The sequence below is a fragment of the Candidatus Binatia bacterium genome, assembly GCA_029243485.1.
Classification (GTDB): domain Bacteria; phylum Desulfobacterota; class Binatia; order UBA12015; family UBA12015; genus VGTG01.
This window is the reverse complement of sequence record JAQWRY010000086.1, coordinates 605613-630298: the sequence shown is the minus strand read 5'-3', so window position 1 is coordinate 630298 and position 24686 is coordinate 605613. Positions and strand designations below refer to the sequence as shown.

The 24686-nt window shown below is 64.4% G+C and carries 16 protein-coding genes; 5 read left to right on the top strand and 11 right to left on the bottom strand.

What is annotated here, in order from left to right; translation table 11 throughout:
• Positions 1 to 17: 17 nt before the first annotated feature.
• From P8R42_27730 to P8R42_27720, 3 genes are all read right to left on the bottom strand, one after another.
• Positions 18 to 2456: an MMPL family transporter gene (locus tag P8R42_27730; protein MDG2308386.1), complete on the bottom strand. Its 2439-nt coding sequence runs from the start codon at positions 2454 to 2456 to the stop codon at positions 18 to 20.
• A gap of 21 nt (positions 2457 to 2477) precedes the next feature.
• Positions 2478 to 3536, bottom strand: a complete 1059-nt coding sequence (locus tag P8R42_27725; protein ID MDG2308385.1) for a YCF48-related protein — start codon at positions 3534 to 3536, stop codon at positions 2478 to 2480.
• 145 nt (positions 3537 to 3681) lie between these two features.
• Positions 3682 to 5508: a hypothetical protein gene (locus P8R42_27720; protein ID MDG2308384.1), complete on the bottom strand. Its 1827-nt coding sequence runs from the start codon at positions 5506 to 5508 to the stop codon at positions 3682 to 3684.
• Between the two features lie 258 nt (positions 5509 to 5766).
• Here P8R42_27720 and P8R42_27715 point away from each other — a divergent pair, with 258 nt between their 5' ends.
• Entirely contained in the window at positions 5767 to 6963 is a 1197-nt protein-coding gene (locus tag P8R42_27715; GenBank protein MDG2308383.1) for a hypothetical protein, read from the top strand.
• 83 nt (positions 6964 to 7046) lie between these two features.
• The gene (locus P8R42_27710) at positions 7047 to 8123 is read left to right on the top strand and encodes a transglycosylase SLT domain-containing protein (protein MDG2308382.1); all 1077 of its coding nucleotides are present in this window, start codon (positions 7047 to 7049) and stop codon (positions 8121 to 8123) included.
• Positions 8124 to 8133: 10 nt separating this feature from the next.
• Here P8R42_27710 and P8R42_27705 read toward each other — a convergent pair whose 3' ends face one another.
• Positions 8134 to 9033: a S1C family serine protease gene (locus P8R42_27705; protein MDG2308381.1), complete on the bottom strand. Its 900-nt coding sequence runs from the start codon at positions 9031 to 9033 to the stop codon at positions 8134 to 8136.
• Positions 9034 to 9086: 53 nt separating this feature from the next.
• Between P8R42_27705 and P8R42_27700 the strand changes: the two genes are divergently transcribed.
• Genes P8R42_27700 through P8R42_27690 form a run of 3 tightly spaced genes read left to right on the top strand, consistent with a single transcriptional unit; the run spans position 9087 to position 12827 of the window.
• Positions 9087 to 10526 carry an anthranilate synthase component I family protein gene (locus P8R42_27700; GenBank protein ID MDG2308380.1) on the top strand — a complete coding sequence of 480 codons (1440 nt, stop codon included), beginning with the start codon at positions 9087 to 9089 and terminating at the stop codon, positions 10524 to 10526.
• Complete coding sequence (locus P8R42_27695; GenBank protein MDG2308379.1) at positions 10523 to 11392, top strand: aminotransferase class IV; 870 nt, start codon at positions 10523 to 10525, stop codon at positions 11390 to 11392. Before P8R42_27700 ends, P8R42_27695 begins: the two co-directional genes overlap by 4 nt.
• A 16-nt stretch (positions 11393 to 11408) precedes the next feature.
• Positions 11409 to 12827 carry an amino acid carrier protein gene (locus tag P8R42_27690; protein ID MDG2308378.1) on the top strand — a complete coding sequence of 473 codons (1419 nt, stop codon included), beginning with the start codon at positions 11409 to 11411 and terminating at the stop codon, positions 12825 to 12827.
• A gap of 22 nt (positions 12828 to 12849) precedes the next feature.
• On the opposite strand, the gene P8R42_27685 is transcribed toward P8R42_27690, so the two are convergent.
• The 7 genes from P8R42_27685 to P8R42_27655 form a co-directional block, all read right to left on the bottom strand.
• The gene (locus P8R42_27685) at positions 12850 to 13260 is read right to left on the bottom strand and encodes a hypothetical protein (protein ID MDG2308377.1); all 411 of its coding nucleotides are present in this window, start codon (positions 13258 to 13260) and stop codon (positions 12850 to 12852) included.
• Positions 13261 to 13297: 37 nt separating this feature from the next.
• Positions 13298 to 16153, bottom strand: a complete 2856-nt coding sequence (uvrA, locus tag P8R42_27680; protein ID MDG2308376.1) for an excinuclease ABC subunit UvrA — start codon at positions 16151 to 16153, stop codon at positions 13298 to 13300.
• Positions 16154 to 16161: 8 nt separating this feature from the next.
• Positions 16162 to 17346: a hypothetical protein gene (locus tag P8R42_27675; GenBank protein ID MDG2308375.1), complete on the bottom strand. Its 1185-nt coding sequence runs from the start codon at positions 17344 to 17346 to the stop codon at positions 16162 to 16164.
• An 87-nt stretch (positions 17347 to 17433) separates the two neighbouring features.
• Positions 17434 to 18810, bottom strand: a complete 1377-nt coding sequence (gene purB, locus P8R42_27670; protein MDG2308374.1) for an adenylosuccinate lyase — start codon at positions 18808 to 18810, stop codon at positions 17434 to 17436.
• A 9-nt stretch (positions 18811 to 18819) separates the two neighbouring features.
• A complete protein-coding gene (locus P8R42_27665; GenBank protein ID MDG2308373.1) occupies positions 18820 to 19110 on the bottom strand; it encodes a heparan-alpha-glucosaminide N-acetyltransferase domain-containing protein in 291 nt (96 codons plus the stop codon).
• A 429-nt stretch (positions 19111 to 19539) separates the two neighbouring features.
• On the bottom strand, positions 19540 to 23427 hold the full coding sequence (purL, locus tag P8R42_27660) for a phosphoribosylformylglycinamidine synthase (protein ID MDG2308372.1): 3888 nt from the start codon (positions 23425 to 23427) through the stop codon (positions 19540 to 19542).
• 15 nt (positions 23428 to 23442) lie between these two features.
• The gene (locus P8R42_27655; protein MDG2308371.1) at positions 23443 to 24621 is read right to left on the bottom strand and encodes a CoA transferase; all 1179 of its coding nucleotides are present in this window, start codon (positions 24619 to 24621) and stop codon (positions 23443 to 23445) included.
• Between the last annotated feature and the right edge of the window lie 65 nt (positions 24622 to 24686).

The window sequence follows — 24686 nt, the reverse complement described above, 5'->3', positions numbered from 1 at the left end:
CCGAAGGGGGCTTCCGGTCAGTGGACGAAGCTAAACTCCTTGGTTGGATCGAACGGCTCGGGCGGCGGCTTTCCTTCAGCCGCCAGCCGCTCGAGGGCTGCATCACGCCGTTTGAGCAGGAAGCTCGGGCGGATGATCTTCACGAGCGACGGAACCACGACGAGGCCACCGAACGTGTTCAGTGACATCAGCAGTGCGAGGAGAATCCCCATCTCCGCCTGGAACTTGAGGCTCGAGAAGAACCAGAAGACCGTCCCAGCGAACATCGTGGTCGCCGTGAAGATGATGGCCTTCCCGGTGGTCGCGGTCGCGTAATCGACGGCGTCGTCGATATCGCGCCCCTCGTCGAAGCAGTCCAACATTCTACTGAAATGATAGATGCCGTAGTCGACGCCCACCCCCGCACCTGCCGCGGCAACGGGTAACGAGTTCACATTCAGATCGATTCGGAAGATCACCATCACCGTCTCGCACAAGAACTGCGCGAAGATGACGGGCACGAGCAGAATCAGCGTACAGACGACCGATCCGTAGGTCATGAAGAGGCAGATCGCGACGACACACCACACCGTGATGAGCGTGACCCAGTAGCTCTCTTCAACCTTCTCGTTGACCGCGGCCAGGATGCCGAACATGCCGCCCGCGAGACGGAACCGAACGTTCTCGGTCTCGTTTTGGTGTGCGAACTCCTTGGCCTTCTCGATCGAGTTCGAGATGATCGCGTTCGAGTGGCCGCGGAACAGCGTCACCACCGTTCCGAACTGGTAGGCTGAGTCGACAAAGCGATCGAGATCTCCGGCCTGGCCCGACTGCGTGAATGCGTAGAAGAGCTGGCCGATCTCCTGCGGCGTCTCGGGAATGTAGCCCCATTTGGGGTCACCCTCCCGATAGGTCCTCGCCAGCTGTTTGATGATGTTCACGACGGAAACGGAGATGGCGGCGCCTTCCACCTCTTCCATCTCCATGCCGTACTCTTCCATCAACTCGAGCGGCTCTTTGCTCTTGATGAGATCCGGCTCTTTCGCATCCGCGATCGCGATCAACTGACTCGCCCCGAGGAAGCTCGAGTTCAGCTCGTCGTAGGCCTGATTGTAGGGATGATCGGGGAACAGAAGTGCTGCACCCGGCGACATGTCACCGACCTTCAAGTACGTCGTCCCGACGAAGAAGCAGATGAGGCCAACGACCCCCGTCGTCACGACCATGTACCAACGCTTGTTGCCCTCGGAGGCAAAGACGACCTTGAGCGTAATCCACTTGTAGAAGCGCTCCGACCAAAGCCTCTCGGTCGCCGCCTCCTCCTCCGCCGTCGGAGTCGCCGGCGGGTTGATGTAGAGCAGGATGATCGGGTGGAGCGTCACGACGCTGATGAAGATCGAAATGATCCAGAAGGACGCGAACAGAGCGACCTTCATGATCAGCGGGATCGGTGCGAAGGCGACGAGCAGAATGCCCATGCCGTCGGTGATGATCGATGCGATCGCCGGCGGGAACAGAGCACTGTAAGAGTCGACGATCGCCTGCATTTTGTCACCCGACTTGTGGTACTCGTCGTGGTAGCGATCCATCGATTGGACAGAGTGACTGAGCGCTCTCGCCGTCAAGAAAATCGGGATGACGAGCACCAGCGGATCGAGGTTGAAGCCCATCAAGGCCCCGAACGCGAGTCCCCAGATACTCGATAGAATTCCCGAAAATAGGGGCACCCAGATGCCCGTCCACGTTCGGAAATACACCCAAAGCAACACGCCCAGGGTGACAAACGTCAAGCCAAAGACCACGCCGACCTGGTATGCGTACCTCATGATCGAGGTGAACAGGTAGGGGAAGCCCGTGATCATGATCTCGTGCTCGCCGTCGACCTCCTGCGCCTTCAACTCCTGTAATCGTTCGAACAGATAGTTGAAGTCGAGATCTTCTTCCCAGAACCCGGCGGTCACCAGCGCCGCCGAGTCATCCTCGGCCGTGTAGACACCGTGAATACCCTTCGTAGCGTAGACCGCGAATTTGACGCGGTCGGCGTCTTCCTGGGTACTGGGCACTCCTGGGTAGTAAACCTCGCGCACCTGAATCTGTCCGCGATAGTTGCTGATCGACTTCATCTTCGGCGAAGCGATCGAGAGGATCTGGTAGGGAACGACGCCCTTCGTCTCGATGATGAACTTCGTGACCCGATCGACCTTCTGAAGGGTCTCCGGGTTGTAAATCGTGCTGCCGTCCTTCTTCTTGACGATGATCTGCAGAACGTTCGCGGAACCGAACATCTGGCGGAACTCGTTGTAGATTTTGATGTACGGGTGCTTCTGCGGGTAGAAATCGAAGAAGTCGGTATTCAGGCGCATATCGCGCAGTGACCACATGAAAAACAGGGTCAACGCAGCGACGATAACGCTGATGATCTTTCCGTACTTCAGAAGAACGCGGAGGTAGGCCTGTACGATGCTCTGCGGGATCATGTTTGCTCCGATCTACTCCGGTCAGCCGCCGTGCTCGATGATGCGCTTGGTCTCGGTCTCGGCGCCCAGGAGCGTCGCTTCCGTGCCGTCGCTCCGATAAACCAACCCTGCGCCACCGACCAGATAACCGGTCTCACCACTCAGGCTCAAACCGCGGAACCACTCAGACGCCATCTCGATCGGAGTCTCGAAGACCCCCCAGGTCGCGCCGCCGTCGGAGGTGGTGAGCAACGTGCCCTGCCCGCCGACGATCCAACCGATCTGCCCGGAGATCACTACGTCGTAGTAGGGCCGCTCCTGGAATGGGCCGCGAATCGGCTTCCAGTTCTCGCCACCGTCGGTCGTGGTGAGAATCACGCTATCGATGCCGACCGCCATCCCGTTCTGCGCGTCGCGCATATGGATGCCGAAGAGCGTGCTCTCGAGGCCGGTCTTCTGCTGCGTCCACGTCTGGCCGCCATCGCTGCTCATGATGATCGTCCCGAACTCACCCGACACCCAGACGTTGTTCTCGTCGGCGTAGGACATGCCGTAGAGAAGTGCGTCATTCGGGGCCACGCCCATGTCGAGGGCCATGTCGGGAAGCTTGAAGTCTTTGGGAAGGCCTACGTCCTGCCAGGTCACCCCACCGTCTTCGGTATGGACCACCTGGCCGAAATCGCCGACCGCCGTCCCGCGCTTGGTATTCGCGAAGCGAACCTGCAGGAGGTTCCGCTCGACCGGGGTCTGCTGCTTCGTCCAGGTCGCGCCACCGTCGGTGGTCGCGTAGACCGCGCCGTCGGTGGTCGACAGCCAGACATGCTGATCGTCGACACAGGCGATGCTGAAGAAGGGACGAAGACCGCCGGTGTCCTGCCGCAACCACGTCTTGCCGCCGTCTTCCGTGCGGAAGATGCGGCCGAGGTCACCCGCAACCCAACCGGTATCGGGAGTGGTGAAGCACGCGCCGAAGAGATTCACGCGGAGATCTCGGGGCAGCACGATATCTCCGGGCGACGACGCATGCGCGGCCGCCGGAGCGAGGAGCAGCAGGGACGCAGAAGCCCCCACCAGGAACGATCGAAGACGAGGTGGCATCATTGCCGGGCTCCCTTTAGATCCCAGGAAAACAGTAAAGACGGATTGTTTGTTCATTCAGAATGCAGGCGAGCCTGGCGGAGGATCCGCCAAGCTCGCTTGCGCCTAACAGGTTAGCCTTAAATCAGGCCAGTGAAAACTTCGGAAATTACAGAACGTACTCGAGCTGCAGCCGGACGTTGTCGCGGTCGCGAACGATGCCGAAGGTCTGCTTGAAGACGCCAGAGTTGATGTTCGTGTAGTCGACGATGACGCGCCACGGGTCACGCACGAAGCGCAGGCTCGGCTGGAAGACCATCATGCCCTGCCAGTCGTAGAACATCCCGAATCCGGGAGTCGCCTGAACCGTGCTCTCCGTGAACGGGATCCTCATATTGTACGTCGTGTTGATCAACAGAGTGTGAAGGAACTGATCCTCCGGGACCTGGACGACGCGGGTGGAGTTGTTCGGAGTCGGCACCGACACCGTGGAGCAGGGCTTGCCCATTCCCTGCTCGTCGACGCCACACGGTTCGTGGTCGAACATGTGACGGTAGAAGAACTGGGTCGAGAAGAAGAACGACTGGGACGGGTTCAACATCGAGATGTACTGGTTCATGTCCCAGCCGAGGACGGCCTTGATCGTATCCTTGCGAGCCAACGTGTCGTGCGTGCCCGCGAGGACGGGGCCGAGGAAGTTCGTGAGATAGTTCGGGTCGGTCGTCGAAGCGGTCCCCGGGAAGGAGTCGCGGCCGGGACCGCTGAAGAACGCCTCGTCGCGGAACCACGCGACCTCCGACCGCAGAACGGCCATGAGATCGGGAAGCGCGGTCGTCATCGCGGCACCGTTCACCCATACACGGGGTGCGGTCTGCTCGGCGGTGATGATGCTGACGCCGTTCTGGAAGCCGATGTCGCGAGGGCGCCCTTCGCAGGTCCCCACGGTCTCATTACCACCGCAGGCTGCACGGAACCGAACCGCCTGGATGTCCATGCTCGTGAAGTAACTCGCGAGCGTGAACGTGAAGTCGGAGACGTTGAAGACCGCTCGTCCACCGCCGCGCACGTCGCCCGGCGACGGGGCCTTCATCTCTTGCAGCGTCCGGCCCGTGAAGGGGCCGAGAGGCGTCGACCAAGGCGAGCCGGCCGGTGCACCCGGAATGAAGGCGACCGTGTTGTCGTAGGCTACGTAGCCCTCGATGAACGCCTGATCGAGAACGCCACCGATCGATCCGAGGTAGTAGCTGCTTCGGATCATGTTGAGCGGCACACGCCGCTCATCGAGATCGATGAAGAACCCGCCGAAGCTGTTGTCGATCGGGTTGATGTTGTCGAGGAGGCGGAAGACGTCGGTCTCACCCCACACCAGGTTCTGACGACCGGCGCGGATGAAGAGGTCACCCAACTCGACATCGACGAAGGCCTGGAAGAGCCGGTTGCGGTACGTCGCGACCTGGCGGAGGCGATGCCGCACGAAGTAGGTCATGTCGCCCAGCTGATCGATCTGGCCGGGCTGGAAGGTGGGGCCCTGCCGCAGGAAGCTCTGCAACTCGTTGTAGGTTTCCTCCGACTTGCTGAACTCGCTGGGACCGAAGTCGTAGATGCCCTCGTACTCACCCCGGTACCCGAGGGTGTACTCTAGAGAGCTCACCCAATCGGGCAGAATGTCGTCGAACATAGGGAGGATGTCGTGATCCCACTCGACGTCGAGAAAGTAGCGATTTTGCATGAGGTGGCCGGCGCCCGAGTAGACGAACGTGCCACCGAACGAGGACGGCGGCGACGCGAGGGGCGTAGCGCACTCAGCCCCGGAGCATCCCGTCCGGGTCGACTGCTTCGAGTTGGTGCCGATACGAGCGTTCACGTAAGCGCGCACGCTGACGTTAATCGTGCCTTCTTCGTTCAGCGGAACCGCATCGGCCCGGCCGGCGAGTCCGGCGATCATCGAGCCAGCAATCACGACTGCGAGCAGCCACCTTGCCCGTACAGGAAACATGAGACCCCCTCCTCAGGCCGACCGTTGCAGCCGGCATGTGCCACCCACGCGCAGATGCAGCGCCATCTGCCGTGGAGTTGGCGCGGTTCTACGCTTTGCACCTCGGGCCTGTCAACGATTCCGACCTATTTCCAGGGGACTTGGCCCGTCATCCGACCGTTTCGAACGCGGGTTTTGACTATGGAGCGCCCCAGAGTGTAGCCCCCTGATTGAGAGGAGCTTGGAATGATGGGGGCGCAATCGCGACGATCTCAGACCATGGACCGCTGGGGCTTGGTTTTGGCCGCACTGACGGTCCTTTGGCCGATAAGTGCCGGGGCAGAACCGTACATGGCGCTCCGCGAAGGGCGTAAGTGCGGAACCTGCCACGTGAACCAGACCGGCGGAGGCATGCGAACGCTCCTCGCGAACACCCACATGAAGGAGATCACCCACTACCGGGACATCTTCCCGGAACTGGATGAGGCGGCCGAGGTCTTCAACGGCCAGATCACGAGCTTCTTCTCGATCGGCGGCGACCTCCGGGTGACCGATTCGATCGTCTTCCAGGACGACCCGGACCAAAACGGGCTGGTTCCGCACAAGTTTCTGCGCGGGAACGTGGACGAGAACGTCCTCGACGTTCGGGAAGGGGCGCTGTACTTCGACGTCCAGCTGGTCGAAGACTTCCTGTCCATCTACACCGACCTGAACCTGGCCCCCGGTAGCCCGGTCGCACGCGAGGTCTTCGGGCTCCTCCGAGGGGTCCTGCCCGGACGGGGATACGTCAAAGCGGGCCGATTCTACCTGGATTACGGCCTGAAAATGGAGACCGACAACCTCTTCAGCACAAATGCCCCCTCCCAGGACCTGTTCGTGCGCGGCCGCACGGGAACCGGGTTCACCGGCTTCGATTCGGGCCTGGAAGTCGGCTTCCAGCCCGGCCCCTGGCACATCACGGCCTCGGTGACCGACCCCTCGTCTGGGGACACCGGCGTGCGGGTAACCTCGAACGGCTACGGCATGTGGCGCGACCTGCCGGTGATCGACAACGCGATGCTGGGGGCGTCGTTCCTGCACAATTCACCCACCGGATCCGACCAGTACATCTACGGGTTCTACGGCGGCTCAAACCTCGGCCCCTTGGAGTACCAGGCCGAGATCGACTTCATCCATCAGAGTTTCGATGGCCGCGAATCCGTCGGAACCTTCCTGGCCTACGGCGAGATCAACTACTTGCTGCTGGACTGGATCAACACCAAGGCCTTCGGCGAGTACGCGGACAACGACGGCATGCTGAGCACTGACGACGTCAAACGCACGGGCACCGCGCAGAACCGTTTCGGCTTCGGCATCGAGCCCTTCCTCGGCCGCTTCCTCCAAGCGAGGCTCTTTTACTCGATCGCGAACGGCCCGAAGGACGTCGCCGATACGAACCAGAACCGACTGGTGCTGGAACTACACGTCTTTTTCTGACGGCGGGAGGCCCGTGTTGAGCCCCGGCTCGGACTGTGGCAATCCTGCATGCGAGACACCGACCTTCGGAGGAGTGACACACCATGTCCTTTGGCCCCCGGAGCCGGCGCTCTCTCAGCTGGTTGTGGGTGGGACTGTGGTTGGTGGTGGCGTGCCCGGCTGGGGCGCGTGAGATTGCGCGGTTCGAGAACGACACAGAATTCGACTCCCCCACGGGCCTCGAAGCCCGCGTGCAGCATTGGGTCGACATCTTCTCGCGGTACTCGCTGACCGAAGCGGTCGTGCACGACCGTCTTCACCCCGAGTACGTGCTCGCCGTCGTTCCTCTCAAGAACGGCCGCGGCACCGAGCTCGCGCAGATCAAAGAGCGCTACCAGGAACTGATTCAGCAAGTCGCCGGGAACCCGGCGTGGGGGATCAGCCCGTTCCTGCATTTGTTCCAGGTCCCGATCGATCCGCGACGCATCGCCGCAGCGACGGACCGCGTTCGCGTCCAACGAGGCCAACGCGAGGTCATGGGCAAGAGCATCGTGCGCTCGCGCCGCTACATGAAGCGGATTCGCCAAGAGCTGCAGCGCCTGGACCTTCCCGAGAGGCTCGCGTACCTGCCCCACGTCGAGTCCTCGTTCAACTCCCGCGCGCGTTCACGCGCCGGGGCCGTCGGGCTGTGGCAGCTCATGCCGGCGACGGCCCGACCGGCGCTGAGAGTCGACCGCCGCGTCGATGAACGCACCCACCCCTACAAGGCCACGAAGGTCGCCGGGGAGTACCTGCGCCACGCACACGAGAAGCTCGGAAACTGGCCGCTCGCGATCACCGCCTACAACTACGGCCTCTCCGGAACGATGCGTGCCGTCGAAGCGGTCGGTTCGCGTCATCTCCCAGACATCATCGATCGACATGAAGGCGGGAATTTCGGATTCGCGGTGCGGAACTTCTACGCGCAGTTCCTCGCGGCCGCGCACGTCGCGGAGAACGCGGGCCTGTACTTCCCCGAGCTCGTCCACGACGACGGCATCGAGCACGTCGTGTGCAAGGGTGATACCCTATGGGACCTCGCGCGACGCTACGGCGTCTCGATTGAAGCGATCCGGCGCGCCAACATGCTTTCCCGCTCCGCGCACTTGCGGCTCGGGCAACGTCTCCTGATCCACGGGTAACGACGACGCGCTAGGGGCCGAAGTACTTCTCGATGCTGCTCGACTCGATATCGAGTTCGAGGAATTCGTCTCCGCGACGAACCGAGACGTGCACGGTCCCACCCGGTGACGTCTTCCAGATCGCCTGATACAAAGTGCGGCGATCTTTGACCGCGTCACCGCTCACCGCGACGACGATGTCGCCGGGCGCGACACCGCCGGCTTCCGCAGGACTATCGGGCAGGACGCCCGCAACGATCACATTGCCGCCTACCGGGTAACTCGTCACGCCGATCCACGCATGGGGCGTCGCATTCGTGTAGCCGCCGCTCTTCTCGATGCTCTCGATCATCTGCATCGCGCTGCATGCCGGTACGGCCAGAGTGAACTTGCCGACCTCGGCAAGGGAGAGCGAAACTACCCCGAGCATCTCGCCGCGCGCATCGACCAGCGGACCGCCGCCGAGTCCCGGGCTTGCAGCGCTACACGTGAGGGCGCGATCGACCATGTACTCCCAGAATGCCTCGAAGGGTGCGTACGACGTGACGACACCGTTGCTCACCCGCCGGCCTTCTTCGTGCGCCGCGACCAGGAATGCTTCCTCCCCGACCACGGACTCGGTCGTCTGGCGGACCGGAAGCCCCGGAAGCCGTCCCCCCACGACCTCGACCGCCGCGAGGCCACTGGAATGGTCAACGCCCACGACGCGCCCCGGGAGGCTCTGTCCGTCGGGCGGGGTGACTTCGACCGACTGGGCCCCGATCACCAGGTAGTGTGCGGTCAGGACCAGGCCGGAGGGCTCGACCACGGTCCCGGCCCCCATGCGCTCCGTGCCGAGAATGCCCGCGGACGAGTGGCCCGAGGGGATCTCCGAGCGGACGCGCATCGTCGTCCGGACAGCCTTGTTTAAGAGGTGAACAGAAGCGTTCAAGGAGCTAGTCTCCCACGGAGGTGCCATACTCCGGCACGAGCGGGGCGCTCCGCATGTGGTCAGTCGAGCTCAAGAATTCGGCCCCGGCCTCGGAGGTCTTCCGAAGCCTCTGCCAACGGGCAGGATCCTTCTGGTTGGATTGTGCGTTCGGCGAGCGCGCCTCCTTTATGAGCTACGCTCCGGTGGCGCAACTACGGATCGGCGCCGATGGGCGCGCCTACCGCACCGACGCGAACGGCGCGTCGGTGGTCGATGGAGACCCCATCCAAGCGCTCACGGACTTCGTGCGGGAAGCTGCCCCCTTCGGCGGTGGATCGGGCGCGCCGCGCACCGTGGGCTTCCTCGGCTACGAGCTCGGCCCCGAGCTCGAACCACATTTCGCAGCGCGACCGAGTGATGACGACGTCCCGCGCGCTTACCTGGCCCGATACGACGCCGTTCTCGCGTGCGTCCCGCAGCATGAGGAGCCCGACGCCCCTTGCCGGCTTCACATCGAAGCCGCGAGTGAAGCCGCCGGGCAAGCTCTCCTCTCCGCCGTCACCGAAGGCACCCGACAGCCCATCCGAACGCCGACCCATGCGAACGCACGGCTGATCGAGTCCCCAGATTGGCCGGAATACCAGCGTGCGGTCGCCACGGCGCTCGATTACATCGCCGCCGGGGATGTCTATCAGGTCAATCTGGCGCGACGCTTCCAGGTCGAGAGCTCCGCTCCGGCCGCGGACGCGTACCTGGCGCTGCGCGCCGCCCAGCCGGTTCCGTTCGGCGCGTTTCTCGAATGCGAGGGGTTCTCCGTCCTCTCGAACTCGCCTGAGCGCTTTCTCCGTGTACACGGCGACAGCATCGCAACGGAACCAATCAAGGGAACGTGCCGTCGCGACCCGAAGGCCGACGTCGATCACACGCTGCGCGCCGAGCTCCGCGCCGATCCGAAGGAGCGAGCCGAGCACGTCATGATCGTCGATCTCGAGCGTAACGACCTCGGCCGGCTTTGCGAGCGCGCCAGTGTCCACGTGACGTCGCTCCTACGGCTCGAGCCCTTCAAGACGCTCCATCACCTCGTGTCGACCGTAGAAGGTCGACTCCGCGCGGGAACGGATCTTTCCGCGATTCTGCGAGCCACGTTTCCCGGCGGTTCCATCACAGGAGCGCCGAAGATCCGCGCGAGCGAGGTCATCCACGAACTCGAACCGCACGGACGTGGACTCTACACCGGCGCCCTCGTGTGGTTTCGGGCGGAAGACGACTTCGACTCCTCGATCGCCATTCGCACCGCGATCGCGCGAGACGGGACGTATTCCTATCACGCGGGCGGCGGGATCGTCGCCGACTCGGACGCGCAGCGTGAGTACGACGAGTGCTGGTTGAAGGCGCACGCGTTCCTGACCGCACTGCTCGGCCACGGCGTCGCGGCCGCTCTCTTCGAGGCGCAGGCTCGATGCCGGTCCGAAGAAGAAGCACCTCCCGCCGCGCCGGCTGAGGCGTCGGAGTGAGTCGCCCGCGCCCAAGACGGGTCGTGTGGCTGGACGGCCGGGTGCTCCCGGCGTCCCGTGCCCGGGTGTCGGTCTTCGACCGGGGCCTGCTCTACGGCGACGCCGCATTCGAGACCGTTCGGGTCTACCGCGGCAAACCGTTCCGCTGGCGGGAACATCGGAAACGCCTCGCGACGACGCTCAAGCGACTGGCGATCCCGTTCCCGCGCACCGATCTCCGGCGCGCCATCGACGAGGTCCTGGAAGCCGCACGACTGACGGAGGCTGCCGTACGACTCACGATCACTCGCGGCGTAGGCGAAGGACTCGCACCGAGCGCCAAGCTCGACCCTACACTCCTTCTCATCCCGCGGCCGGTTCCCGCCGGCCTCGAGGACGCCCGAATCAACGGTGTCTCCGTAATCCGTCTCCCGTTCGGCCAGGGACGCCACGGGTTCACGACCGGGCACAAGACCACCGACTACGCAGCGGCCGTTCAGGGCCGAATCCTCGCGGCACGCGCCGACGCCTTCGAAGCACTGTACGTGGAAGAAGACGGCTCGCTGAGCGAAGCGACGACGAGCAACGTCTTTGTCGTCAAACGCGGCCGCTTGCTCACGCCCCCGGTCACGGCCGGATGCCTCCCCGGCATCACGCGAGAAGTCGTGCTGCAGATCGCGGAGAAAGAGGGCCTCCCGACCCGCGAACAAGTCCTCCAAGCCGGACCTCTCGAGGATGCGGACGAGATCGTTCTGACCGGCAGCGTGATCGAAGTCATGCCCGTCGTGCGCCTCGATGATTCCCCCGTCGGAACGGGGGCCCCCGGGCCGGTGACGACTCTTTTGCAACGCGCGTTCCGCCGACGGGTTGCAGCCGCGCTGAAATAGCCCTAGCTCACGCTCGGTGAAAACTTTGCAGGACACCATCGACGACCTTTTCGGCGTCATCGTGGCATGGATCACTCCGATCCTCTTCTTCGATTTTGGAATCGGAGTGCCCTTCATCATCATCCTCCTCGTGACGGGCGGCATCTTCTTCACGTTCCGTTTCGGCTTCGTCAATCTTCGGCTCTTCCGACACGGGATCGATTGCGTGCGCGGTAAGTTCGACAATCCCGATGACCCCGGAGAGATCTCCCACTTCCGCGCTCTCACCTCCGCGCTCTCGGCGACCGTAGGACTCGGCAACATCGCCGGCGTCGCAGTCGCAATCGCCGCAGGTGGGCCCGGTGCCATCTTCTGGATGTGGCTCGTCGCGTTCTTCGGGATGAGCCTGAAGTTTTCCTCCTGTTCTCTTGCGCAGATGTACCGCCAGATCGGACCCGACGGGCACGTACTCGGAGGACCGATGGTGTACCTCCGCGACGGGATCCGAGAGCAGCGGCCCGAACTCGCCTGGCTTGGGAGCTTCCTCGGGATCCTCTTCGCCGTGCTCACCTTGCTTGCGTCGTTCGGCGCCGGAAACATGTTCCAGGGCAAGATGTCGTTCGAAATCACGCGGTCCGTCGTGCCGGTCCTCGATACGATTCCCGGTGCCGCGTGGATCGTCGGCTTGACTTTCGCCGTCCTGGTCGGGGCCGTCATCCTCGGCGGCATCCGTCGCATCGGCGAAGTCACCGGCCGCATGGTTCCAACCATGTGTGCTTTCTACTTGACGATCTGCCTCGTGATCATCCTCGTGAACGTAGATCGTGTACCCGCGCTGTTCTTGGACATCTTCAGGCAAGCCTTCGCGCCCGAAGCGGCCTCTGGTGGATTCCTCGGCGTCCTCGTTCAGGGAACGCGGCGCGCCGCGTTTTCGAACGAGGCCGGCCTCGGCTCCGCCGCGATCGCCCACGCCGCGGCTCGGACCGACGAGCCCATTCGCGAAGGATCCGTCGCGATGCTCGGCCCCTTCATCGACACGATCGTCGTCTGCACGATGACGGCACTCGCGATTCTGATTACGGGCGTGCACGACCCCGGTACGCAAATGAGCTGGGCCGAAGGCGCGATCCTCACGGCGCGCGCGTTCGGGACTCTCCACGCGTCCGCGCAGTACCTCCTGGTCGTCGTGGTCCTCGTGTTCGCCTATTCGACGATGATCTCGTGGAGCTACTACGGAGAGCGCGCGACGGAGTTCCTCTTCGGGCGCGCGGGGATCCTACCGTACCGAATCGTCTATGTGTTCTTCGTCGCGCTGGGGCCAGTCCTGCGGGTGGACGATGTGCTCGACTTCTCCGACATCATGCTGCTGTCGATGGCCTTCCCGAACGTGATCGGAATGCTGTTCCTCGCTCGCCACGTGCGAGCAGAAACCGACGCCTACGTCGCGCGGATCTAGTGCAGCAGCGTCGGACGGGCGCTCACGTTCCGAGAAGGAACGGGAGCGCGGTCATCCCCGCGCCGACCAGAATGCTGAGCGTTGCCATGCTCGCTTCCTGGGCTTTCTCAGAGAACGTCTTCTCGCCGGGCGAGGCGAAGTCGCCCGAACCAGGCTCGTCGTCCCAGAACGGATCCGAGTGGTCTCCCAACGCTTGCTCGGGGCCGCCATCGCCGTCGTAGAGCCAGCCGACGCTCGGCGACGGCTCGTCCCAAATCTCGTCGAGAGAACCGGGCGACTTAAAGCTCGAGTCGAAGAAAGGATCGCTGAACGGATCGCTCGGGTCGTAGTTCGAGAACGGGTCGTCGGACCGATTCTGCGAACACGCGCCTGCGATGATCATCGCAGCAACGATGATTCGGCCCGCCCAAGTCTGCAGTCCGTTGCTCCCCACGACCTCTGATCTAACAGGTCCTCGAAACGGAAGGAAATCAGGGAGCGCCCGCCCCGCGGCGAAGATCGGACGACCGTTCTGCAAGCGCTTTCCGCAAAAAGCGGCCGGTATAAGAGCGTTCACACGCCGCCACCGTTTCGGGGGTGCCCTGCACGACGATTTCGCCTCCCGCCTGTCCCCCTTCCGGCCCCAGGTCGAGCACGTGATCGGCAACCTTGATCACGTCGAGGTTGTGCTCGATCACGAGCACGGTGTTCCCGCCGTCGACCAGGCGGCGGAGGACCTCGAGGAGGCGACGTACGTCCTCGAAGTGCATTCCGGTCGTCGGCTCGTCGAGGATGTACAGAGTCTTCCCCGTCGCGCGGCGGCTCAGCTCCTTCGAGAGCTTGATCCGCTGCGCTTCGCCCCCCGACAACGTCGTCGCGGATTGTCCCAGGTGAACGTAGTCCAAGCCGACGTCACGCAGCGTCTCGAGCCGCGTGCGACAGGCGGGAACCGCAGAAAGAAACTCCAATGCTTCGACCACGGTCATCTCGAGCACGTCGGCTATCGACTTTCCCTTGTAGAGAACTTCGAGCGTCTCACGGTTGTAGCGTCGGCCGCCGCACACTTCGCACGTCACGTAGACGTCGGGGAGGAAGTGCATCTCGATCTTGAGGAGTCCATCCCCGGTGCAGGCTTCGCACCGTCCGCCTTTCACGTTGAACGAGAACCGCCCCGCTTCGTAGCCACGGACCCGCGACTCCGGCAGCTGTGCGAAGAGATCCCGAATCGGCTGGAACAGTCCCGTGTACGTAGCGGGATTCGAGCGGGGGGTCCGGCCGATGGGTGCCTGATCGATGTCGACGACCTTGTCGAGCAACTGCCACCCCTCGATGCCATCACAGTCTCCGGGTGCGTCCTTCGCGCGGTAGAGCTGCTTCGCGAGACCCTTCCACAGCGTGTCGACGACGAGTGACGACTTGCCCGATCCCGAGACGCCCGTCACGCACGTCATCGTGCCGAGCGGGAAGTCGACGTCGAGATTCTTCAGGTTGTTGTGCCGCGCACCGCGCACCTCGAGGTTCCAGCCGTTTCCTTGCAAGCGCTGCGCCGGAAGCGGAATCTCGAGACGACCCGCGAGGTAGCTCCCCGTGAGGGACCCTTCCGTCGCCCGAACCTCCGCGGGCGTCCCCTGGGCCACGATGCGCCCCCCGAGTCTCCCCGCGCCGGGCCCCATGTCGATTAGATGGTCGGCCGCGACCATCGTGTCGCGGTCGTGCTCGACGACGAGAACCGAGTTTCCGAGATCGCGAAGGCGAGCAAGCGTGGTCAGGAGGCGCTCGTTGTCGCGCTGGTGGAGGCCAATGGACGGCTCGTCCAGCACGTAGACCACGCCGACGAGCGACGACCCGATCTGCGTCGCCAGGCGGATCCGCTGCCCCTCGCCTCCAGAAAGTGTCCCCGCACTACGATCGAGGCTGAGGTACGTGAGGCCGACGTCTCGCAGGAAGCCGAGGCGCTCGACGATCTCTTTCAGGATCAGCCGCGCGACGACTTCCTGCTGCGGTGCCAGCTCGAGACCGAGGACGAAATCGTGTGCCTCCGCGATCGAGAGCGCGGTGAGTTCGGTGATCGACTTACCCCCGAGTCGAACGTACTCCGCCTGCGGCCGTAGTCGACGCCCGTTGCACGCCTCGCAAGCGAGCGCGCTCTGGTAGGACTCGAGCTCTTCGCGGCGCAGGTTCGACTCCGTCTCGCGATAGCGCTTGTCGAGAACCTTCAGGATCCCGTCGAAGGCTCTCGAGACCTTTCGCCCGCGCGCCGCCGCGATCTCGATCTTCGTCTTGCCGGTTCCGTGCAGCAGCTGGTCCTGTACCTTGGCCGGAAGATCCTTCCACGGGGTGTCGAGATCGATCGCGAAGTGCTTTGCGAGCGCGCGCAAGAGAGGACGATACGTGTCGAGGCGGCGCCCCCACGGTGCGATCGCACCACCCTCGAGGGACTTCGTATCGTCCGCGATCACCTTGTCCGAATCGAACACCCGCCGAACACCGAGCCCACTACAGCGCTCGCAGGCCCCGTGTGGACTATTGAACGAGAACGAACGTGGCGCGATCTCCGGGTAGGAGACCCCGCAGTCCGCGCACGCGAGCTTCTGCGAGAAGAGCTGCTCCGCGAGCGGCACCGACTTGTCCGCTTGATGCTCGACCTTCACCAGGTCGCCGCCGTACCGGAAGGCGGTCTCGAGGGAATCGGCAAGGCGCTTCGCAATGCCCGCCTTGACGATCAACCGATCCACGACGACGTCGATCGTGTGCTTCAGAGTCTTCTTGAGGACGATGTCCTCTCCAAGGTCGCGCATTTCCCCATCCACGCGGACGCGCGCGAACCCGGCTTTTCGCAGATCGAGGAGCTCCTTCTTATACTCCCCCTTCCTATCGCGAACGAGGGGCGCCAGGATGTGCAGGCGCGTGCCTTCGTCCCAGGACAGCACGCGATCGACGATCTGCTGGACGGTCTGCGACGTGATCGGGTTCCCACATTGATGGCAGTGCGGCGTCCCGACTCGAGCGTAGAGGAGTCGCAGGTAGTCGTAAGTCTCCGTGACGGTCCCGACCGTCGAACGTGGGTTTCGAGAGGTCGTCTTTTGCTCGATCGAGATCGACGGCGAGAGCCCGTCGATCGAGTCGACATCCGGCTTCTGCATCTGCTCGAGAAACTGCCGCGCGTAGGCCGAGAGCGACTCGACGTAGCGGCGCTGCCCCTCCGCGTAGATCGTGTCGAACGCAAGCGACGACTTTCCCGACCCCGAGAGTCCCGTGATCACGACGAGCTCGTCGCGCGGGATCTCGACGTCGATGTTGTCGAGGTTGTGCTCGCGCGCGCCGCGCACGACGATCCGATCGGCCATGCGTTCCTCTACCTCTTCGCCGTCCGGATGTACCGCGTGAGATCTTCTCGATCGATCAGGGAGAGAATTTCGAGCCGCCCGCCGTCGGGCCGTCGGTAGATCAGCCGGACGTCGGACGCGATGCGGATCCGGTAGTGGCCTGGAAGGCCTTCCAGGGGGATCGCCCGCAGACTCGGATGGCGCCAGTCCTCGGCAAGTCTCACGATCTTCTCGAACGCAATCCGCAACACCCTGCGGTCCCACGCCTTGATCGAGTCGTAGAACTCCCCCGTGAAGATTGGCAGGCTCCAATTCGCCGGATCCGGCCGGGACGAGACGACATCGCTCGAGGCGGCGACCGGCTTCCGCTCCCCTAAGTCGCGAATGCGTGCGGACAAGGCCTCGGTTTCCGCACGGGCGGCAGCAAGATCCTCTTCGAGGCTTCGTTGCCGCCGCGCCCCGCCCGCGAGCTCCGCGGCCAATCGCTCTACTTCGCCGGCGGTTCCCTTCTCGGCGCGAGATCGCGCCTCGTCCCGCTCGCTCTCCGCCCGTCTTCGGTCGGACTCGGCCACGCCCCGAGCAGATCGTTCGGCCTTCAGCGCGCGATTCGCGTCGGCGAGCGATGTCTCGATTTCCGCCACGCGGCCCTTCATGCCGTCGGCCCGCTTCAGCGCGCGTTGACGCCCTCGCTTCGCGCTCTTGGTCTGCTTGTCGATCTCACGCGCCACGCCTTCGGGGTCGGGTGTTGCGGCTTCCTCTTGGGGCGCGGTGCTCGCTTCTTCGTCCTTCTTGGCCCGCTCCTCCGCGTCGTCGAACTCTGCCACGATCATCGCAACGAGCTCGTTCGCAAGTGACGCCGCGCTTTCCGGGGCGGACGACAAGACGGCCCACGCGAGATCCCGCAACGGATCCTCGGCTCGAAGCACGAGATCCGCGAGAGCGACTCCTCCCCCCTGCGTCGCCACTGCCGACGCGAGAGGGGACGGCCCAACGGTGCGCAGAAGCGAGCGATCCACTTCTGCCGCCACCTCGGCATCCGCCTCGTAGAAGTCTGTCAGCGTCCAGGCGAGCTCCCACGCCGACAGCTTCTCCAACCGTGTCCCTTTCGGGGCGGTCCCGAGGGCACCGACGAGTCGCTTGAGAGTGCGCTGCGGCAGCGACACCACCAGAAACGTGGTGCGCTGGTCCGCCGTCAGAGGGGAGAGATACGCCAACGGGACCGGCTCAGACGTCGTCCGGCTGGGAGCCTGTCCCAAGTTGGGTCGGCGTCAGGTCGTCATGAGCCATCGTGGGTCAGGCCTCTACAGGTCGCCGATGCGGCGCGCCTGGGCGGTCGCGTTCCCGATGTAGGTCTCGGGCCGCAGAGCGAGGAGACCGGCCTTGGCCTCCTCAGGGATGGGCAACGCTTCGACAAACGTGCGGAGCGCTTCGGCGTCGATGCGCTTGCCACGCGTGAGTTCCTTCAGACGCTCGTACGGGCGGTCGACACCGTACCGACGCATGACTGTCTGAATCGGCTCTGCGAGCACTTCCCAAGCGTTCTCCACGTCGGCAGCAAGGCGCTCTGCGTCGAGCGCGAGACGTCCGATCCCCTTCTTCGTCGACTCGTAGGCCACGAGGCAATGCGCCGCGGCCACACCGACGTTGCGCAAGACGGTCGAATCGGTGAGGTCACGCTGCCAACGCGAGACCGGCAGCTTCTCGGCGAGATGTCCGAGCAATGCGTTCGCGACGCCGAGGTTGCCCTCGGAGTTTTCGAAGTCGATCGGATTCACCTTGTGAGGCATGGTCGACGATCCGACCTCGCCGGCGACGACCTTCTGGCGAAAGTACCCGAGCGACACATAGCCCCACATGTCGCGATCAAAATCGAGAAGCACAGTGTTGAATCGCCGGAGCGCATCAAAGAGCTCGGCGATGTAGTCGTGTGGCTCGATCTGCGTGGTGTACGAGTTCCACGCGAGGCCGAGGGATTCCACGAAGCCCTTTGCCGTCGCTTCCCAATCGACCTCGGGGTACGCCGAGTAGTGCGCGTTGTAGTTGCCTACCGCACCGTTCATCTTCCCGAGAATCTCGACCGAAGCGATGCTCCGGCGCTGACGGAGAAGTCGCGCAGCGACGTTTGCCATCTCCTTGCCGAGGGTGGTCGGTGACGCCGGCTGGCCGTGCGTGCGCGCGAGCATCGGGCGATCGGCGTGCTCGAGCGCCAGCCCCTGGATCGCATCGAGGACGCCGTCGGCGGAAGGCAACAAACAGTCCCGACGTGCTTCGAGGAGGATCAGGCCGTAGGCCAGGTTGTTCACGTCTTCGGAGGTACACGCAAAGTGAAGGAACTCCGAGACCCTCTCGAGCTCCGCGGATCCCTGGATGCGCTCCTTCAGGTAGTATTCAACCGCCTTCACGTCGTGATTGATCTCGGACTCGATCTCCTTCACGCGACGGGCATCCGCCACGCCGAAGCCGCTCACGATCCCGTCGAGAAGAGCCTCCGCCTCGGCCGAAAAGGGTCCGACTTCGGTGAGACCGGGCTCGGCTGCGAGGCGCTGGAGCCACCGCACCTCCACCAGCACACGCTGCCGAATGAGGCCGTACTCGCTCGCCACCGCCCGCAAAGGAGCCACCTTCTGGGCGTAGCGACCGTCGATCGGCGAGATCGCCGTGAGCGAAGAAAGGTCCATGCCTTCCTTTTAGCTCAAGGCCCCGTGGGGCCGCGAGCCCACCTGTTTCTGCATCGCCGGGTCAGGTCCGAGCCGCCGGACGGAGAGCCTGGATCGGCGCCGGCTTCCGAACCACCAGGAGCGCGCGCAGGCGATGGTGACGCCGAGACCGGTGAGCAGGAAGAAGGCGCCCGGAGCAAAGCTGCCGAGGTACGTGAGAAGGCCCTCGATCGTCGTTCGTGACGGCTTGTCGCCGTACCAGTCGACTCCGGCGTGATTGAAGATCATCAGGAGCGCGGCAAAGCCGCGGAGAACGTCCAACTCATCCCAACTCTGACGCGTCAGCGAACCCCGACACGGCTTCCGGACGATGCGCTAGAGTCACCTGCTTTCTCGACCAGAGCACGTTCCTTGGGAGCTTCGGCGAGCGGCTGTGAGAGATACTCACGCGCCCCCCAGCTTCCCCACTTGCTCGGCGTCCCAATGTCATTGAACGCGACGAACAGGCCCCGTCCCGCGCTCGATTCGTGCTCGCTCTCATCATGAGGGGCGAGTGGGTCATCCCTCGTCGCCTCGATGCCGGGGATGAAGGAGGCCCTCAGGAGGCTCTCGGCTCCGTGCATCCAAACGCTCTCGGCGGCTCGACTTCTGTCGGTCTTCCCGCGCGCGCGACAGGGACGAATCCCGAAAGCTGGTCGGCACCGAAGCAATGCAGCCCGCCGAAGCGTAGAGCGAACGACAGGCGCGGCGCTAGCCCACCCAGGTCCGGGCGTTGCGAAAGAGCTTCATCCACGGCCCGTCCTCGCCCCACTCCGCAGGGTGCCAGGAATGTTGGACCGTACGGAAGACGCGCTCGGGGTGCGGCATGAGGATCGTCGCGCGTCCGTCGTGGGTGGTGAGGCCGGTGATCCCGTCGACAGAGCCGTTGGGGTTCGCGGGATAGCTCTCGGCGATCATCCCGCGATTGTCGACGAACCGGGCGGCGACCAACCCACCGTCTGCCACGTTCGACTGTGCCGCCGCGGAAGCGAACTCGACGCGCCCCTCGCCGTGAGCCACTGCGATCGGAAGCCGTGCGCCGGCCATGTCCCGCAACAAGATCGAGGGGCTCTCCTCCACTCGGACGAGGGCGAGTCGCGCTTCGAACTGTTCGGAGCGATTGCGCACGAAGCGCGGCCAGAGTTCCGCCCCGGGGATCAGCTCGCGTAGCGCCGACAGCGCCTGACAGCCGTTACAGACTCCGAGCGAGAAGGTGTCCGGCCGTTCGAAGAAGGATGCGAACTGCGCGCGAAGCTCTTCGCGGAAGAGAATCGACTTCGCCCAACCCTCGCCAGCGCCGAGAACGTCGCCGTACGAGAACCCACCGCACGCGACCAGCCCACGGAAGTCGTTCAGCGTCGTGCGTCCGGCGACGAGATCGCTCATGTGAACGTCGATCGCTGCGAAGCCGGCCCGGTCGAACGCAGCCGCCATTTCCAGGTGACCGTTCACGCCCTGCTCGCGGAGAATCGCCACCTTCGGACGAGTACTCATCAGGTTGGCCGGCGCGTCTGCAGGGTCGAACGGAACGCGCACGTTGAGGCCCGGATCGTCCACGTCCAGCCTCGACGCGTGCTCCTCCTCGGCGCAGTCGGGATCGTCGCGGAGCGCCTGCATGCGGCGCGTCGTCTCGGACCACGCGTCGCGCAGATCCGTGCGCTTCTCATCCAACAAGACACGGGAGCCCGCGTGGAAGATCACCCGATCGTCGCTGCGAAGCGTCCCGATTCGATGACACAAGCCTGCGAGCCCGCGAGCTTCCAACGTGGCGAGGACCCGCGGCGCGTCGCCGCTCTTCACCTGCAGGACGGCGCCGAGTTCTTCTGCAAAGAGCACGGCGACCGGATCGGACCCGAGGCCGGCGAGATCGACATCCAGCCCAGTGCGCGCCGCGAATGCCATTTCGACGACGGTCGCAAGGAGCCCCCCGTCGGAGCGGTCGTGGTACGCGAGCACGTCTCGTGCGGCGATCAAATTGAGGACCGCAGCGGCGAACGACTTCAAGGTCAGCGGATCGTCCACATCCGGAGAGTCCGCCCCGACCGTCCCGAAGACCTGCGCGAGCGCCGATCCCCCAAGCCGGTTCTGGGTCGCACCCAGATCGATCAGGAGAAGATCGGTCTCTCCCAAATCGGTCCGGAGTTCCGGGGTGACCGCGCGGCGGACATCGGGCACACGCGAGAAGGCGGTGACGATCAACGAGAGCGGCGCCGTGACGCTTCGCTCTTCATCGCCATCGCGCCAAACCGTGCGCATCGACATCGAGTCCTTCCCGACCGGGATCGCAATTCCCAGCTTCGGGCAGAGATCGAGTCCCACGCTCTGCACGGCGTCGTAGAGTCCCGCGTCCTCGCCGGGGTGACCCGCGGGGGCCATCCAGTTCGCCGAGAGGTTCACGTCGATCAGCCGCTCGATTCCCGCGGAGACGAGGTTCGTGATGGCCTCGCCGACAGCCAGCCGCGCCGACGCCGCCGGTGCGAGCAGCGCGACCGGCGTGCGCTCGCCCACCGCCATCGCCTCGCCGCGATAGCCGTCGAAGTCACTCACTGTCACAGCAGAATCCGCCACGGGAACCTGCCAGGGGCCGACCATCTGATCGCGCACGATCTGCCCCGACACGGTGCGGTCGCCGATGCTGATCAAGAACGTCTTGTCCCCGACCGTCGGGAGCCGCAGCACTCGGAACGCCGCGTCTCGGACGTCGACCCCTTCGGTCGTAAATCGAGCCGCGTCGAACGGAACGTGATCCGCCCGGCGCTGCATCTTCGGCGGCTTCCCGAGAATCACCGAGAGCGGCAAATCAATCGGTGCATTCTCGAACTGACGGTCGGTGACGCGAAGAAGATCGTCGTCGACGGCCTCGCCGAGCACCGCGAACGGCGCCCGTTCGCGCCGGCAGAGGTTGACGAACACGTCGAGCCGGTCGCGTGACAGCGCGATGGTGTATCGCTCCTGCGCTTCGTTGCACCAGATCTCCAGCGGCGACATCCCGGGTTCGTCGTTCGGAATGTAACGCAACTCGAAGACGCCCCCACGGTCGCTGCCGTGCACCAACTCCGGCAGCGCGTTCGAGAGGCCTCCCGCCCCGACGTCGTGCACCGAGAGGATCGGGTTTTCCTCACCCAGTTCCCAGCAACGGTCGATCACTTCCTGACAACGCCGCTCCATCTCCGGGTTCTCACGCTGCACCGAGGCGAAATCGAGATCCTGACGACTGGAACCCGAGGCCATCGACGACGCGGCGCCGCCGCCGAGGCCGATGCGAAGCGCCGGACCGCCCAGGACGACCAGCGGCGAGCCGGCGGGGATCTGCTGCTTGTGCACGTCCCCCTCGCGAATGTTGCCAAGCCCCCCCGCGAGCATGATGGGTTTGTGATATCCGCGAACTTCCTCGCCGTTCGGACCGGGGACCCGCTCTTCGAACGTGCGGAAGTAGCCGCAGATGTTCGGACGCCCGAACTCGTTGTTGAACGCCGCACCACCGATCGGCCCCTCGAGCATGATGTCGAGCGCCGACGAGATGCGGGCCGGTCGGCCGAAGTCCTGCTCCCAGGGCTGCTCCGCGCCCGGGATACGAAGGTTCGAAACCGAGAACCCGGTCAGGCCGGCTTTCGGTTTCGCACCGCGCCCGGTCGCACCCTCGTCGCGAATCTCGCCGCCGGAACCTGTGGCCGCACCAGGAAAGGGCGAGATCGCCGTCGGGTGATTGTGCGTCTCGACCTTCATGAGGTAGTGCACCGGCTCTTCGTGCGCACCGTATTCGCCGGTTTGCGGATCGGGGAAGAAGCGACGCGCGGTACTACCCTCCGCGACCGAGGAGTTGTCGACGTAGGCCGAGAGTACGCCGTCGGGCGATCTCTCCGTCGTGTTCCGGATCATCGCGAAGAGGGAACCCTCCTCGACCCTTCCATCGATTACCCAGTTCGCATTGAAGATCTTGTGTCGGCAGTGCTCGGAGTTCGCCTGTGCGAACATCATCAGCTCGACGTCGTGAGGATCGCGGCCCAGCGCGCGGAAGCTCTTCTCGAGGTAGTCGATCTCGTCTTCGACGAGCGCGAGGCCGAGTTCGGCGTTCGCCGCCACCAGTGCATCTCGTCCTACCGTCAGCAGCGGAACGCTCTCGAACGTCCGCGGCTCGGCCACGTCGAAGAGCCGTTCAGCCTCGGCGTGGGAAGGAAGAACGGATTGGGTCATCCGGTCGTGAAGGGCCGGAGAAACCATGTCTCGCAAGGCGCTCTCCGAACCGGAGCCGACGAGCCGGTAGGAGATCCCACGCTCGAGCCGGCGCACCTTCGCGAGGCCGCACGACCGAGCGATGTCGGTCGCTTTGGACGACCAGGGAGAGATCGTGCCGATGCGCGGGACCACGACGAGCAGTCCCCCGGGTGCTTCCGGCCGTTGCGCCGCGACGGCGGGCCCGTACCGCAGGAGCTGCTCAAGAACCTCGGTTTCGCGTTCGTCCAAGGGCCCGTCGGTGTCCGCGAAGTGCACGAACTCGGCGTCGAAGCGCTGTAAATCGGGGACGTCGCGCTGAACCCGGGCGAGGGTCCTCTCGAGTCTCGACTCGGATTGGGCGGGACCGCCTCGCAGGACGAGCATGAGACTCTTTTCCTACTAGATGAGTTCGGCGGCTGCGAGGGCGGCCCGCTCGTCTCGCGAAAGTCCGAGCCAGTCGCCGTAAACGGCATCGTTGTCTTCGCCGATGGCGCGGCCGAGATGACGCACCTGGCCCGGCGACTCGATACGGCGCGGCAACGGCGCGGGCGTCACGACCCTACCGATCTCGGGATCCTCGACGGACGCGAGGCTCTCTCGCGCCTGGAAGTGCGGGTTCTCGATCACGCCCAGAGGACCGTCCACCGCCGCAAGGGACACGTTCGTCTCGGCGAACGCCTCGACGACTTCGCGACACGGCCGGGCGCCGATCCAGGCGCCGATGATTTCGTCCAACGCGTCGACGTTCTCGACGCGAGCACGGTTCGTCGCGAATCGTGCATCCTCCATCAACTCGTCCCGCCCGATGACCGTGAAGACGCGTCGCACCAACTCATCCGTGCCAGCCGTCAGCGCGACCCATCGCTCGTCGCCCGTCGCGTAGGTGTTCCGGGGCGCCATGGTCGGAAACCGGTTCCCGTGCCGACCCGGGTCCGCCCCGGCTCGCTGCGCCGCCGAGATCCGGCCGCCGAGCAGTGCGAGAATAGGCTCGTACATCGCAACGTCGAACACCTCCCCGGTGCTCGTCGTCCCCCGCGCGTAGAGCCCCAGTAGGGCGGCGATGATTCCCTGCATCACGCCGAGCGTATCGCCGAGGCCGACCGGCGAGAGGCCGGGCGGTGCGCCTTCCGGACCTGTGAGCGCCGCCAACCCAGCCGTCGCTTCTGCAAGGGTTCCGGAACCCGGCCGCGTGGCCCACGGGCCGGTCGTCCCGTACGCGGTGAGATTCACCATCACGAGTTGTGGGAAGCGCACGCGCAACGCTTCCGCTTCGAGGCCGAAGCGCTTTAGCCGCTGCGCCGTATGTGCGCAGACCAGAACGTCGGCGCGAGCGAGCATTCGATCGAGCAGTACGCGCCCACCCGGCTTGGTCAGATCGAGGCTGACGCACTCCTTGTTTCGATTGACAAGCTTCCATTGCAGGGCAACGCCGTCCTCGTCGACGAGGCGACGAAGCGGGTCCCCGCGCGGGGACTCCACCTTGATGACGTGCGCTCCGAAGTCCCCGAAAAACGCCGCGATCTGCGGCGCAGCAGCGAGTGTGGCGATGTCGATGACCGTGAGTCCGGTGAACGCCATTTACTCCCTCGAGATCGCGATCCGTGCCGTGCATCCACGCAGCGGCACCCGCTTTGAGATTGACA

Excerpts from the sequence above, each read along its gene's own strand:
- P8R42_27710 (MDG2308382.1), top strand. The coding sequence starts at position 7,047 with ATGTCCTTTGGCCCCCGGAGCCGGCGCTCTCTCAGCTGGTTGTGGGTG.
- P8R42_27730 (MDG2308386.1), bottom strand. The coding sequence starts at position 2,456 with ATGATCCCGCAGAGCATCGTACAGGCCTACCTCCGCGTTCTTCTGAAG.
- P8R42_27715 (MDG2308383.1), top strand. The coding sequence starts at position 5,767 with ATGGACCGCTGGGGCTTGGTTTTGGCCGCACTGACGGTCCTTTGGCCG.
- uvrA (MDG2308376.1), bottom strand. The coding sequence starts at position 16,153 with ATGGCCGATCGGATCGTCGTGCGCGGCGCGCGCGAGCACAACCTCGAC.
- P8R42_27725 (MDG2308385.1), bottom strand. The coding sequence starts at position 3,536 with ATGATGCCACCTCGTCTTCGATCGTTCCTGGTGGGGGCTTCTGCGTCC.
- P8R42_27655 (MDG2308371.1), bottom strand. The coding sequence starts at position 24,621 with ATGGCGTTCACCGGACTCACGGTCATCGACATCGCCACACTCGCTGCT.
- P8R42_27700 (MDG2308380.1), top strand. The coding sequence starts at position 9,087 with ATGTGGTCAGTCGAGCTCAAGAATTCGGCCCCGGCCTCGGAGGTCTTC.
- purL (MDG2308372.1), bottom strand. The coding sequence starts at position 23,427 with ATGCTCGTCCTGCGAGGCGGTCCCGCCCAATCCGAGTCGAGACTCGAG.
- purB (MDG2308374.1), bottom strand. The coding sequence starts at position 18,810 with ATGGACCTTTCTTCGCTCACGGCGATCTCGCCGATCGACGGTCGCTAC.
- P8R42_27720 (MDG2308384.1), bottom strand. The coding sequence starts at position 5,508 with ATGTTTCCTGTACGGGCAAGGTGGCTGCTCGCAGTCGTGATTGCTGGC.